Genomic DNA, 14,225 nt, shown 5'->3' with positions numbered 1-14,225 from the left:
CGTCATGGCCGGGCTTGACCCGGACATCTACGTCTTCCCACGTCGGCGCGAAGCAAAGACGCGGATGCCCGGCACAAGGCCGGGCATGACGCGGAGGGTTATGCTCGCGCCGCCAGCCAGCCCTCGACCGTCTCGATGAGCGCCTCGCGGACGGTCTCGTTCTCCACGAATTCCAGCGCCTCGCCGAGGAACGCCTGGACCAGAAGGCTTTCGGCCTCGTTCTTCGGCAGGCCGCGGGCCATGAGGTAGAACAGGAGATCCTCGTCGAGCTGGCCGCAGGTGGCGCCGTGGGCGCACTGCACGTCGTCGGCGAAGATTTCGAGTTCAGGCTTGTTGTTCATGGAGGCACCCTCCTCGAGGAGGAGCGCTGCCGACATCATGCGGCCGTCAGTCTTCTGGGCGTGATGCGGGACGATGATCTTGCCCTGGAACACGCCGGTCGCTTCGTTGTCGATGACGGTCTTGAACAGCTCGCGGCTTTCGCAATGAGGCGCAGCGTGCTCGACGACGAGGGTCGAGTCGCCGTGCTGCGTACCTTTGAGCATCGTCGCGCCATTGACGCGCAGATTCGTGTTCTCGCCGTTGAGGATGGCGAAGACCTGATGCCGCGAGGTTGCAGCACCTACCGTCACATTGATGCTGTTAAACAGGGACTCGCCGCCGATCTTGGCGGCGAGCGTCGACAGCGCGAGTGCCTTGTCGCCCTCGGCATTGACGCGCACGTGCTGCACATTGGTGCGGTCGCCGGCGATCATTTCCACCACGTCGTTCGGCTGGTGGTTGGCGCCGTTCGTGCTCTCATGCGTTTCGAGCAGGGTCACGGATGCGCCCTCCTCCACGACCACGAGAACGCGGGTCGCTGTGGCAACCGCCGAAGCGGCAGCCGTCACGAAGCGCAGATGCACCGGAGCCTCGACAGGTCCGGCTACGCGGATCATGACGCCATCGGCCATGAAGGACGTGTTGAGCTGGTAGACCGGATTGTCGTTCGCCCACGGAACCGGGCTCAGCTTCGCGAGCCACTCGTGACCATTCGCCAGAGCCTCGGCCAGCGGAACGATCTCGACATTCTCCGGCAGAGCGTGGAAGTCCACCGCCTCGCGCATGAAGTGACCGTTCACGAACGGCACCTGAAGCGCCTCGACACCAGCGAGCGCCTTTGCGCTCGCCAGGGCAGCCTTAGCCTCGTCGACTGAAGGCACGCCGGCGAAAGGCGCAACCTCACGCAGCAATGCGCGCAGATCGGTGTACTTGAACTCCTCGACCCGGCGGTGCGGAAGGCCCCGCTGAGTGAATTGCTCAAAGGCCTGAGCGCGCGACTCGGCCTCGCCGGGCAAGGCCGTCTTCGCGCTCTCGAACGCCTGCTCCAGCGCGGTTTCCGCCGGCGTTTTCATGAGGGTGACGTCAGCCATGTTACGCGGCCTCGCTTTCCCGGTAATCGGCGTAGCCGTTCGCCTCGAGCTCGAGGGCCAGCTCCTTGCCGCCCGAGCGCACGATGCGACCGCCATGCATCACGTGCACGGTGTCGGGCACGATGTGGTTCAAGAGGCGCTGATAGTGCGTGATGACGAGGAAGGCGCGGTCAGGCGAGCGCAGAGCGTTCACGCCCTCGGACACGATGCGAAGCGCGTCGATGTCGAGGCCGGAATCCGTCTCGTCCAGAACGCAGAAGGACGGCTGCAGCAGCGCCATCTGCAGGATCTCCATGCGCTTCTTCTCGCCGCCGGAGAAGCCGACATTGAGAGCGCGCTTAAGCATGTCCTTCGGAATCTCGAGCTGGGTGGCTGCGGCGTTCACGCGCTTGATGAAGTCCGGCGTGGTCAGCTCCTCCTCGCCGCGGGCCTTGCGCTGGGCGTTCACCGCCGCCTTGAGGAAGGTCATCGTCGCGACGCCCGGGATCTCCAGCGGATACTGGAAGGCCAGGAACACGCCGGCTGCGGCGCGCTGATCCGGCTCCATTTCGAGCAGGTTCTGGCCGTCGAGCAGGACCTCGCCGTCGAGGACCTCATAGTCCTCCTTGCCGGCGATCACATAGGACAGGGTCGATTTGCCCGATCCGTTCGGGCCCATGATGGCAGCCACCTCGCCCTTGTTCACGGTGAGGTTGAGGCCGTTGAGAATGCGCTTGTCCTCGATCTGGACAACCAAGTTCTTGATTTCGAGCATCTTTACACTTCCATCTGCGTCATCCCGGGCGAGCGTAGCGAGACCCGGGATCGCTATCCGAATTGAACTGGCTTGGCCGATCCCGGCTCTTCGCTACGCTTCGGCCGGGATGACACCATTGGTTTTCGATTATCCCACCGAGCCTTCGAGCGAGATTGAGATCAGCTTCTGCGCCTCGACCGCGAACTCCATGGGGAGCTGCTGCAGAACGTCCTTCACGAAGCCGTTCACGATCAGCGCCGTCGCCTCTTCTTCCGAGAGGCCGCGCTGCTGGCAGTAGAACATCTGATCTTCAGAGATCTTCGATGTCGTCGCCTCGTGCTCGAACACGGCGGTCGCGTTCTTCGACTCGATGTACGGCACCGTGTGCGCGCCGCACTGGTTGCCGATGAGCAGCGAGTCGCAGTTCGTGAAGTTGCGCGCGCCGGTCGCCTTGCGGTGAGCGGACACGAGACCGCGATAGGTGTTCTCGGACTTGCCGGCCGCGATGCCCTTCGAGATGATCCGGCTCGTGGTGTTCTTGCCGAGATGGAGCATCTTGGTGCCGGAATCGACCTGCTGCTTACCGTTCGATACCGCAATCGAATAGAACTCGCCGCGCGAGTTGTCGCCGCGCAGGATGCAGGACGGATACTTCCACGTGATCGCGGAGCCGGTCTCGACCTGGGTCCAGGTGATGACCGAATTCTTGCCGCGGCAATCGCCGCGCTTGGTCACGAAGTTGTAGATGCCGCCCCGGCCCTCGGCATCGCCCGGATACCAGTTCTGGACCGTGGAATACTTGATCTCGGCATCGTCGAGCGCAATCAGCTCGACCACCGCAGCGTGGAGCTGGTTCTCGTCGCGCTTCGGCGCCGTGCAGCCTTCGAGATACGAGACGTAGGAGCCCTTGTCGGCGATGATCAGGGTGCGCTCGAACTGGCCCGTATTCTTCTCGTTGATGCGGAAGTAGGTCGACAGCTCCATCGGGCAGCGAACGCCCGGAGGGATGTAGACGAACGAGCCGTCGGTGAAGACCGCCGAATTCAGCGTGGCGAAGAAGTTATCCGTCACCGGCACGACCGAGCCGAGATACTGGCGCACGAGGTCCGGATATTCGCGGATCGCCTCGGAGATCGGCATGAAGATCACGCCGGCCTTCTTCAGCTCTTCCTTGAAGGTCGTGGCGACCGAGACCGAATCGAACACCGCGTCCACGGCGACCCGGCTCGAGGGCTCGACGCCCGCCAGGATCTCCTGCTCGCGCAGAGGGATGCCGAGCTTCTCATAGGTCTTGAGAATTTCCGGATCGACCTCGTCGAGGGACTTCGGCGCCGGGTTCTTCTTCGGCGCGGCATAGTAATAGATGTCGTTGTAGTCGATCTTGTCGTACGACACGCGCGCCCAGTTCGGCTCCTTCATGGTGAGCCAGCGCTTATAGGCATCGAGACGCCACTGGAGCATCCACTCCGGCTCGCCCTTCCGGCCCGAGATGAAGCGGATCACATCCTCGGAGAGGCCTTTCGGTGCCTTCTCCATCTCGACTTCGGTCTCGAAGCCGTACTTGTACTGATCGACGTCGATCAGACGGACCTGATCGATCGTTTCCTGCACTGCAGGCATTCGTCTCTCCCACCGCTCACGGCTTCAAGGGCCGCGGGTTGATGACATGGAAGTCGAACCGGCCCAATCAGGCCGCGCTCGCCTTCCGCTTATATAAGGTGCCGACCACCCTTTCGCACGCCTCCGCGAAGCGGATCACGTCCTCATGTGTGGTCGACCACCCCAAACTCACACGCAAAACGCCCTCAGCAAGGGCGGGCTCCACGCCCATGGCGTCGAGCACATGCGATCGCTTGACCTTTCCGGACGAGCAGGCCGAACCGGAGGACAGGGCCACCCCTGCCAGATCGAAGGCGATCAATGCCGTCTCGGCCTTGAGGCCGGGTATGGCAAAGGCGACGGTATTAGGCAACCGCTCAGCCGCGGAAGCCACAACAAGTGCATCCGGCGCGATCCGGCGGACCTGCGCCTCGACCTCGTCCCGCAGCTCCCGGAGACGCTGGGCTTCCTGCTTCAAGCCCGCCAGCGCCAACTCGGCCGCGGCACCGAAGCCCGCGATGGCCGCCACGTTCTCGGTGCCAGCCCGAAAACCCTTCTCCTGCCCACCGCCGCGGATCAGCTTCTCGGCGATCTCGAACTGGTCAGAGGCCAGAATCACCGCCCCGATGCCCTTCGGACCACCGATCTTATGGGCAGACAGCGTGAGCACATCGACCCCAAGGGCGATGATGTCGACCGGGATCTTGCCAGCCGCCTGAACGGCATCGGTATGGATCAGGCCACCATGCTCGTGAACCAGGCGGGCCGCTTCCGCCACCGGCTGCAACACGCCCGTCTCGTTATTGGCAAGCTGAACGGATACCAGAACCCGCTCATCGCCTGCCTTCTCCAGGTGGGCTTTGAGCCAGGCGAGATCAAGGATTCCGTGGGCGTCGACAGGAATGTTCTCGACTGTGTCAACAGGAAAGCGATGGCCATTGAGGACGCAAGGATGCTCGACAGCACCAATCAGAAGCCTTGTCACTCCGGTCTGGCTCAAACGACGGAAGCTTGGCGTCAGAACCAGATTGGCGGCCTCGGTGCCACCGCTGGTGAAGACCACGTTCTTCGCCCTGGCACCAACGAGCTTGGCCACCTTTTCGCGGGCGGTCTCGATTTCGGCCCGCGCGGCGCGCCCTTCGGCATGGACGGACGAGGCGTTTCCGGGAAGCCGGAGCGCGCGCAGAACGACCTCGGCCACCTCCGGCCGCAGGGGCGAGGTCGCATTATGGTCGAGATAGGTGCGCGGGCTGAACGTCATAGCTGCCCTGGGCCCTCACGAAATTCTTGCAATCGACCCTGGTTGCCGTGTTAAAGCACCGCAACCACCTGTCCAATGTTTCCCCCGTCGCCGAAGCAGCCCGGGAAAATGAAACATTGAAACAATTTAGAATTATTCTAAGGGTCCTTTTATGAGGATCCACGGCCTGAAGTCAAGGTCGTCACGGGGTTTTCCCTCTCCCGATGGAGAGGTGATCAAGAGGTTCGCGTATATGCCTGAAGTCATCTTCACGGGTCCTGCCGGTCGCATCGAGGGACGTTACCAGCCTGCCAAGGAAAAAGGCGCTCCCATCGCCATCATCCTGCACCCGCACCCGCAATTCGGCGGGACGATGAATAACCAGATCGTCTACAACCTGTATTATGACTTCGTGAAGCGCGGCTTCTCGGTCCTGCGCTTCAACTTCCGTGGCGTCGGCCGCAGCCAGGGCGCCTTCGACCACGGCCAGGGCGAGCTGTCGGACGCCGCCGCCGCCCTCGACTGGGCCCAGGCGATGAACCCGGATGCCCGCGCTTGCTGGATCGCCGGCGTATCCTTCGGCGCCTGGATCGGCATGCAGCTCCTCATGCGCCGTCCGGAGATCGAAGGCTTCATCTCGATCGCCGCCATGGCGAACCGCTACGACTTCTCCTTCCTCGCCCCCTGCCCGTCCTCCGGCCTCTTCGTCCACGGCTCGGAAGACCGCGTGGCCCCGGTCAAGGACGTTGTCAGTGTGATCGAGAAGGTGAAGACCCAGAAGGGCGTGAAGCTCGAACACGCTGTGATCGACGGCGCCAACCACTTCTTCGACGGCCGCGTCGACGAGCTGATGGTGGCCGTGGATGAGTACCTCGACAAGCGGCTCGGGGCGACTGAGGAAGCGGCCTAGCGCATCGTGCGGACCCAGAGGGCCGCGCCCGACGATGTGCCGCTTTGGGATCGATCCGATGCTCTAAGGGACCTCGGATCCCACCTCTGAAAACGAAAAGGCGCCAGCAAATCGACTGCCGGCGCCTTTTCGTTTTACAATAGCAGATGTCTTCGCTCCGCCACTTTATACGAAGAGGAAGTGACTGGAAGTCAGAGCCACCCCCTTGGAAATCTCGGCAAACTTAATCTCCGCCCCTGTTCCCGAGCTATCCGCATCGTAGAACAGCTCGCCGGTCGCGCTATTGTAGACGATCTGGCTAAACTGATCGCCAGCGGTAAGTCCAGCCTTGAAATTCCAATCCACAAGCGCTCCCCAAGAATAGGAATAGAGACCGACAAAGATTCGGCTATCCAGCTCGATCTTATCCTCAAGGATGTTGAAATCACTGATCCGGTCAACATTGGAGACGCCGAGGGCGGTATCAAAGCAGAATTTGTCCGCTCCCTGTCCTCCGATCAGTTGATCTGAGCCTGCTCCGCCTGAAAGCCGGTCGCTTCCCTCGCCGCCCTCGAGCGCATCACCGCCGGTGCCGCCCTGCAGTGTGTCGTTGCCACCGAACCCCGATAGAGCATTGCCGGCCGTGGTCGCATCCGCCACCAGATAATCGCCATACTGCGAGCCCTGCAGGCCGCGGATATCGATGTAGACGTCGCCCGCTGCCTCGCCGGTGTTGGCCCAGCGGTTGGCCAGGTTGACCGTCACGCCCGTGGCCGCGTTGGTATATGAGGCCCAGTTGAAGCCGGCGCCGTCGAGCGTGTCGGCACCCCAACCGCCCTGCAGGATGTCGTCGCCGCCCACGCCCTTGAGCACGTTGGCCGCCGCGTTGCCGGCGAGCACGTCATGCCCATGGCTGCCCTCGAGGTTCTCGATGTTGTCGTAAGTGTCGCCGGCCGCGTCGGCACCGCCGCCCAGGCTGCCGTGGTAGCCGCGTCCGTCGGCCAGGCTGACGCTGACGCCGCCGGCGGCATCGGCATAGGACACCCAGTCGATTCCAAAGCTGCCGATCAGATGGTCCGCGCCTGCGCCGCCGAGCAGGGTATCGTCACCCATGCCGCCGTCGAGCGTGTCGTTGCCGCCTTTGCCGTTCAATACGTCGCCAGCGCCAAGTCCTCGAAGGAAATTGTAGGCTTGATTGCCGAGGATCTGATCAGCGCCACTACCACCGATGGCGTTCTCGATCAGTGAGCGGCTGTCGCCCTTAAACTGGAAAGCGTTATAGACGTTACCATTCACCTTTGCCTGACTGTTCACATTCGCGAGCTGTGCCTGGGAAAAGCGCGAGAACCCACCGGGGGCGAGATCGATCACCGTATCGGCGCCGTAATTGGACATGTCGTATGTGTCGATGCCGCCGCCGTCCCAAATTGTCAGGAAGATGAGCCCCTTATTGGTCAGTCCTTGGCTGTAGCCGTTGATATACATCTCACCCGTGGACGAATTCCAACGATAGACCGTATCCCCGTTGTTCGTCGTAAAATCGGCACCATACATCGCCTGTAAAGCGGCAATATCGTATTGCATGAAGGATTGCGGGCTATCTTCAGTATCATTGTATGACATCACCGTATATTCGGTGCTGTCACGGGCAGCTGACATCTTAGGAATGCCGTTCGCATGATCATGGGAGTGTTTCAGGCCCAGCGAGTGGCCAAGCTCGTGCATGACCAGAGAATAAGCAGCAGTCCCCTTCGTGAAATGACTTTGTGCCCCGACATTCAGCCATGTATCACCGCCATAGACCGGAACCCCGGGATAATAACCATGGCTGCGAGTGATGATTGAATTGGGCTGAAAGCCCCCGACCTGAACGTCGGCTCCATCCCGACCGACATATGCAATGCCGGTGTTCACATATCCTGCAACCGAGGCCATAGCGCTGTGAACGGCTTCCTCGCCCTTGGCCGAGAGACGGTAGAATCCCGATGCGCTCGGATTGAGCCAGCCGTAGTCTGACTTCGAGTCAGGCAGCGAATAGGTTATGATAGCCTTGTTCCATTTGGAGCCGCCCATGAGCGCATTCACGTCATTATCGGCATGATTGGGCTTAAAATACTGAACTCCACCAAAGGACTGGGACGGGAATAGGTCGGCCATGGCCGAGAAAAATTTTAAGGGCAGCCCAGAAATGTTGTCGTCGAGCCAATTCCACACGGAATCAACTTGGTCGCCAATCCAGTCCCCAATGGCTTCGACTTGATCGACAACCCAATCGCCGGCAGATCTGAAGGCATCCGAGAACCAGGACATTGAACTCACCATAATTTAACAATGTTACATTAGCATATGGCGCGGCCCAGCTTTGTCAATATACCGTTACGTTACACGAGCTTTTATTCCTATAAGACCTCGCATTCTTGTCGCGCCAGAGGATTCTGCGGGACACTAAAGCTCTAAGAGCCAATGAGGAGATCCGTGTGGGGGCGCGATCGATCCGGATCCATCTGTCGCCAAAACCGCGTGAAATCCTGGAACGAAACTGATAGAGGGTCGCCTCACATGCGACCAAGACTGATGAGAGAGACGCGATGAACGCGCCGAGATCCGAATTTCTGAAGGTGCTCACCGAGCGGGGGTTCATTCACCAGATCTCCGATCTGGTGGGGATGGATGCCGCGGCCCTTGAGAACCGGCTGACGACCTATGTCGGCTATGACTGCACTGGCCCTTCCCTCCATGTCGGGCATCTCCTCTCGATCATGATGCTGCACTGGCTTCAGAAGACCGGGGCCGGCAAGCCGATCACGCTGATGGGCGGCGGCACGACCCGCGTGGGCGATCCTTCGGGCAAGGACGAGAGCCGCAGGCTCCTGACCGTCGAGCAGATCGAGGCCAACAAGGAGAGCATCAAGACGGTGTTCTCGCGCTTCATCTCGTTCGGCGAGGGCAAGACAGACGCCATGATGGCGGATAATGCCGAGTGGCTGACCAAGCTCAATTACATCGAGTTCCTGCGCGATGTGGGCCGGCACTTCTCGGTCAACCGGATGCTGTCCTTCGACAGTGTGAAGCTGCGCCTCGACCGCGAACACGAACTGTCGTTCCTGGAATTCAACTACATGATCCTCCAGGCCTACGACTTCGTGGAGCTCAACAAGCGCTATGGCTGCGTGCTGCAGATGGGCGGCTCGGACCAGTGGGGCAACATCGTCAACGGCATCGATCTCGGCCGCCGCCTCGGCACGCCGCAGCTCTACGCGGTCACCTGCCCTCTCCTGACCACCGCCTCCGGCGCCAAGATGGGCAAGACTGCCTCCGGTGCGGTCTGGCTCAACGCCGACATGCTGAGCCCCTATGATTACTGGCAGTTCTGGCGCAACACCGAGGATGCGGATGTCGGCCGCTTCCTGAAGCTCTTCACGATCCTGCCGATGGACGAGATCGCGCGGCTCGAGGCGCTTCCCGGTGCGGAAATCAACGAGGCGAAGAAGGTTCTCGCGACGGAAGCGACTGCCCTCCTCCACGGCCGCGAGGCTGCGGAACTCGCTGCGGAAACCGCCCGCAAGACCTTCGAGCAGGGCGCGCTGGCGGAAAGCCTGCCGACCGTCGAGATCGCGACCGATGTGCTCAAAGGTGGCCTCGGCATCCTGGCGGCGTTCGGGCCTGATTACGCAAAGCTCGTTCCGTCATCGAGCGAAGCCCGCCGACAGGTGAAGAGCGGCGGCCTGAAGGTGAACGACCAAACCGTTTCGGACGAGCGCGGGACTTTGAGCCTGTCGGACGTCACGGCCGAGGGCGTGATCAAGCTGTCCTTCGGCAAGAAGAAGCACGTTCTCCTGCGCGCTGTGTGAGAACTGCTTTAATAATCTTGAAAGTCAAGAAAGTTATGGGTCTCCCGGCAACGTCGATGCTGGGAGACCCTCATGAAGTTGTTCCGCTATTTTACAGGACCCGATGACGCGAGCTTTTGCGAACGGGTGACGGCTGCTTTGAACAGGGGTTGGGAATTATACGGCAACCCAACGCTCACCTATAACGACGAGCAAAAGCGCGTGATCTGCGGACAAGCTCTCGTCAAAGAGGTGGAGGGCGTCGATTACACACCGGATATTGACCTGTCCCAACAATAGGACTTTCTAACGTTCCGGAACCACCGGCAGAGATCCCGTCTGCGGTTCCCCTCCCGCTCCGACGCCGAAGAGCCTGCGCAGGAATCCAGGAGCGACCGCCGAGAGCGGGTTGACCGTCAGGGACGGCGAACTCGCCTGCCCGTTCAGCCGGAAATTAACGGCGAACAGCCCCTCATATTGGCTTCCGCCCAAAAGTGGTCCGAAGAGCGGCACCTGGGCAAAGACGTTGTTGAGGCCATAGGCCGGCACGAAGGTCCCCGTGATGTCGAGCCGGTCACGGGCGTAATCGATAAAGCCCCCGAGCGTGAACCCGATCTGATTGCCCCAGATAGCAGCGTCCTTGAAATCAAGCCGTCCGGTATTGCGGGTGAATTCGAGACGCGCCTTGGTGAACTGCACTTCGTTCACGTCCACGCGGACGGTCTGCGGATTGCCGGCTCGGTCCTGCCCGGCGATGATCTGGGTCTGGGTGGGAATGATCCGCCGGAGCGCCGGCTCGTTGACCAGAGCAAACGACCGCAGAATGACATGCCCACCCTGCGGGCCGTCGCCTGTGGCAAGCTGGAGGATGAGATCGCCGCCGGACATCCGCCTGTAGACATCGGTGAAGCGCAGAAGCGCGCCGGCATCCTCCGCCTGAAGGATCACCACCTGACCTCCGCCATCCGGCAGAGTTCGCCCGATGATATCGGTCGCACCGAGCCGCCCCTTCATGTCGAGCTGGCGAAGGTTGTCCTTTCGCACGGAGGCTTTGATCACGGCGTTGGTGATCGCCTCCTCATTGTAGCCGGTGAGGATGTTGAGGTTCAGGTCGAGGTCGAAATCCTTGCCGTCCTTCTGCGCAGTTGCATTTCGGCCGGACACGGCGGAACCCGTTGCCCCGCCTTTCACGAAGGGTCGGGCATCGCCCACATTGCCGCGTATCGTGACCTTGTAGACATTGTTGGCGCGCTCGACTTGGGCGCGCATGTCGTCGCCGGGCGAGAGCTTGAAGGTCGAGAGTTCGGCCTTCTCCAGGCTGCCCTCGCTTGAAAGCGTGGCATGGCCCTTCAACTGCACCGTACCGCTGTCGAGCTGCAGATCCCGGATCTCGTTGGTCGGCCCCTCGACCATGGCGAAGGACAGCTTCCCAGGCCGCCCGACCGGCTTCACCCAGCCGGGGATCAGCTGATCCACACCGGCCTTGGCGAGATCGGCTTCGACGAGGATGTCCGACGGAGCCGATGCGCCCAGAGGCAGGCTCGCCTTGAGCCCGATCGTTCCCGTGAGTTGGGAGCCGAAGGAGAGGCCCCGCCTGCTGCGCGCTGCCTCATCGAGGGAGAATGCCACGCTGGCCTGCCCGCCCTGCCGGTTCTTCTGCAGATCGATGACAGCCGGACTGCCGGCGAGCTTGCCGTCGCCTTTGACCGCGAGATCGCCCCTGTCATAGGCAATCGTCAGGTTTGCGCCTTCCAGGCGATCCTTGCCGAAGAACTTGTCGACGGCGAAGTCGTTGACCGTTCCGCTGACTTTGAGAGGCAGGTCGGCGAAGGCGGGGATGTTGTGGGCGGCAAGGCCGATGCCGATGCGCAGATCGGTCTTCCCCTTCATCGTGGCGGGATCGATGTTGAAGCCGGCGATTTCCTTGATGCGCGGCTCAAGCAACAGGGCGCCCAGCCCATCGGCTCCGCCCGTGAGACGGAAATCGATGCGGGCCAAGGCACTGTCATCCCAATAATTGTCCAGGATGAACGCACCGTCGGAGGCGTTTAAGGAGCGGCTGCCCGCCATTTGGATCAGTCCGGTCGATGCGCGGACGGCAACCTTCCTGCCCGTCACATGACCGGTCACGTTCATCCCGGAGATCGGTGGAAGGCCGTCTGCGACTTGGAGAACACCATCGGAAATGGAAAAATCGATCTTCAGGGATTCATCAGGCGTCGGACCGCCCGTCACCGCCTTTGCAATGTCTGCGCCCGTCATCGCCACCTTGAGATCAATGGATTCCAGCGTGCCCGCCGTCAGGTTGGACACAAGGAATCGGCGGACCGGGGGAGCAACAGCCTCGGGCCAGATGCGCAGGGCGGAGCGGATATTCGTCTTCTCGGCGCGCACATCCAGGTTCAAGCCCTTCGGATCCGCGGAGGCTCCCAGAAGACCGCTGATGCGGGCCGACAATTCGGGCCCTTTCAGCGTGACACTGTTGATCCTGACGCCGTCCGGGCCGGACAGATCCGCGGCGAACTCGCTGACCGGGAGGGGACGGTCTCCCGATGCCGCGCCGGACCAAACGATATCGCGGCCATGAAGCGACAAATGCCACGGCTTGTCTGCGACGGGCGTCGCGAGGCGCCCCTGCAGGCGCAGCTTGGTATCCCCGCCCGTCAGGTCAAGCTCCTGGAGTTCGAGAGCCTTCTCGGCCTCGTTCCATTGCGCCTCGATCGTTGCCCGCTCGACCGGGAAGGGCGACGTGTCCTTGTCCTCGATCTGAAACGTACCGGCATTGCTCTCGAGCCGTGTCTTCAGCTCCGTAACGCGGCCGTCCGCATAGGCGATATCGAAGCGCCCGGAGAATTCGAGGTCCGTGGTCGCCGGCAGCTCGGACGCCCCCGCGAGCAGCAGGATGTCCTTGATCGGCACTTCATTCGCGACCACGCCGGCCCGATAGGCGCCATCGCCTTCCACAACGGCATCGCCGTTGAGTTGCCAGGGGCCCTGATCCCCTTCGACCGTCGCGGCGAACTGCCGTCCTCCGTTCTCGGTCCAGTCGAAGGCGGCATCTACGCGTTGGAACCTAGCCCGCTCGCGACCGTCCGCATCGACGAAGACGAGGCGCGCATTGGTCAGCTGGGCTTGGCCGAGCGAATTAAGGACGCTTCCGGGACCGACGATCAGCTCAAGCAGCGAACCGACAACGCCAGAGACCGGGGACGGCCCATTGACATCGAGAGCCAGCGACGCCGCGGCTTCCTTGGAAGGCTCAGACGTGACGGGCGGCGGAGCTGCCCCCGCATCTGTCTCAGCTGCCTGCACGGGCGAGAAGGCAAGCGAACCGTCGCGGTTGACGAGAACCCGTAATTGCAGGTCGCGCACCTCGATGGCTTTGGGCTGGAGGTTGGCCGTCAGAAGAGAAGTGAGATCGACACTCAGGATTGCATAAGGAGCCCGCAGCACGAGATCGCCGTCCGGGGCCCGGATGTCGAGGCCATTTGCCCGCAGGGCCGGCGAGCCCTCATGCAGCTCGATCGCCGTATTCCGCAACGTGACGTTCCAGCCGGGTCCGATGCGGGCCGCCAGGGCTTCCGCAACCCGCTCGGGCAGACGTCCGAAGCTCATGGGGGCTGCGGAAAGACGCAGATAAAGCAGGCCCAACGTGGCCACCACGAGAACGACAAGCCCAAGCTTCACATAGAGAGTGCCACGAAGAATGCGCTTGAAGAGGCTCCGTTTGACCGGGTCTTGCCGGAACAACGTGGTACGAAATGGCAGCTTCATTCTTGTGACGTCAGGTGATCCGGTTTTGCGCTTGAGCGCTCATCAGGGAATCAGAGTAGAGACCTTAACCGTCTCGGGTGCCTCCCGCGACTGTCCCTGTCAGTCGTGCACACCCGAGGTTTCCAAACAATACATTCCGCCAAAAGGAAGGCGACTCATGTCTCTTACCATCGGAACCAAAGCTCCGGCCTTCTCCCTGCCTGCGACAGATGGTCGGGAGATCAGCTTGGAAGGCCTGAAGGGCCGCAAGGTCGTGCTGTATTTCTACCCCAAGGACAACACCAGCGGCTGCACCCTGGAGGCTAAAGATTTCCAGGCTCTCAGGAAGGATTTCTCGGCCGCGGACACCGAGATCATCGGCGTCTCACCGGACTCGCTGAAGAGCCACGACAAGTTCCGCTCCAAATACGGCCTCGACTTCGCCCTCGCCTCGGATGAGACCAAGACCATGCTGGAAGCCTACGGCGTCTGGACCCAGAAGAGCATGTTCGGCCACAAATACATGGGCGTGGAGCGGACCACGGTGCTGATCAACCGCGAAGGCAACATCGCCCAGGTCTGGCCGAAGGTGAAAGTAGCGGGTCACGCTGAGGAGGTACTGGCGGCAGCGAAGGCTCTTGCCTAGGATGTTTGATCCCGGGGTTTGATGGTGCATTCTTATCGCCGGAATGGAGGGATGCGCTATGGGCCAGGTTCTCCATGGGAGCGCCACAACGACAGAGGCAGTCCGTCGAGCAATACAGCA

Annotated in this window: 10 protein-coding genes; 4 read left to right on the top strand and 6 right to left on the bottom strand. The window is 61.6% G+C overall.

What is annotated here, in order from left to right:
- Positions 1-98 precede the first annotated feature (98 nt).
- From sufD to ACS5Q1_RS11320, 4 genes are all read right to left on the bottom strand, one after another.
- Positions 99-1,412: a Fe-S cluster assembly protein SufD gene (gene sufD / locus ACS5Q1_RS11335; RefSeq protein ID WP_473098282.1), complete on the bottom strand. Its 1,314-nt coding sequence runs from the start codon at positions 1,410-1,412 to the stop codon at positions 99-101.
- Between the two features lies 1 nt (position 1,413).
- Complete coding sequence (sufC, locus tag ACS5Q1_RS11330; protein ID WP_473098281.1) at positions 1,414-2,166, bottom strand: Fe-S cluster assembly ATPase SufC; 753 nt, start codon at positions 2,164-2,166, stop codon at positions 1,414-1,416.
- Positions 2,167-2,295: 129 nt separating this feature from the next.
- The gene (gene sufB, locus ACS5Q1_RS11325) at positions 2,296-3,768 is read right to left on the bottom strand and encodes a Fe-S cluster assembly protein SufB (RefSeq protein ID WP_473098280.1); all 1,473 of its coding nucleotides are present in this window, start codon (positions 3,766-3,768) and stop codon (positions 2,296-2,298) included.
- A 67-nt stretch (positions 3,769-3,835) separates the two neighbouring features.
- On the bottom strand, positions 3,836-5,008 hold the full coding sequence (locus tag ACS5Q1_RS11320; RefSeq protein WP_473098279.1) for a cysteine desulfurase family protein: 1,173 nt from the start codon (positions 5,006-5,008) through the stop codon (positions 3,836-3,838).
- Positions 5,009-5,240: 232 nt separating this feature from the next.
- Between ACS5Q1_RS11320 and ACS5Q1_RS11315 the strand changes: the two genes are divergently transcribed.
- Complete coding sequence (locus ACS5Q1_RS11315) at positions 5,241-5,897, top strand: alpha/beta hydrolase (RefSeq protein ID WP_203443667.1); 657 nt, start codon at positions 5,241-5,243, stop codon at positions 5,895-5,897.
- 165 nt (positions 5,898-6,062) lie between these two features.
- On the opposite strand, the gene ACS5Q1_RS11310 is transcribed toward ACS5Q1_RS11315, so the two are convergent.
- Positions 6,063-8,090, bottom strand: coding sequence for a M10 family metallopeptidase C-terminal domain-containing protein (locus ACS5Q1_RS11310; protein ID WP_473098278.1), 2,028 nt, complete (start codon positions 8,088-8,090; stop codon positions 6,063-6,065).
- A 374-nt stretch (positions 8,091-8,464) separates the two neighbouring features.
- Here ACS5Q1_RS11310 and tyrS point away from each other — a divergent pair, with 374 nt between their 5' ends.
- Both tyrS and ACS5Q1_RS11300 read left to right on the top strand, forming a co-directional pair.
- The gene (gene tyrS, locus ACS5Q1_RS11305; protein ID WP_473098277.1) at positions 8,465-9,727 is read left to right on the top strand and encodes a tyrosine--tRNA ligase; all 1,263 of its coding nucleotides are present in this window, start codon (positions 8,465-8,467) and stop codon (positions 9,725-9,727) included.
- Positions 9,728-9,799: 72 nt separating this feature from the next.
- Positions 9,800-10,006 carry a DUF1737 domain-containing protein gene (locus ACS5Q1_RS11300; RefSeq protein ID WP_473098276.1) on the top strand — a complete coding sequence of 69 codons (207 nt, stop codon included), beginning with the start codon at positions 9,800-9,802 and terminating at the stop codon, positions 10,004-10,006.
- A 6-nt stretch (positions 10,007-10,012) separates the two neighbouring features.
- Here the strand turns inward: ACS5Q1_RS11300 and ACS5Q1_RS11295 are convergent, their stop codons facing one another.
- Positions 10,013-13,480 (bottom strand): hypothetical protein, encoded by a 3,468-nt coding sequence (locus ACS5Q1_RS11295; protein ID WP_473098275.1) that lies wholly within the window; start codon positions 13,478-13,480, stop codon positions 10,013-10,015.
- Positions 13,481-13,637: 157 nt separating this feature from the next.
- Here ACS5Q1_RS11295 and ACS5Q1_RS11290 point away from each other — a divergent pair, with 157 nt between their 5' ends.
- Positions 13,638-14,105, top strand: a complete 468-nt coding sequence (locus ACS5Q1_RS11290) for a peroxiredoxin (protein ID WP_473098274.1) — start codon at positions 13,638-13,640, stop codon at positions 14,103-14,105.
- Positions 14,106-14,225 lie beyond the last annotated feature (120 nt).

Source organism: Microvirga sp. GN3 (assembly GCF_055792825.1).
Note: the sequence above shows the minus strand (reverse complement) of the source record. Positions and strands in the feature narration are given on the sequence as shown.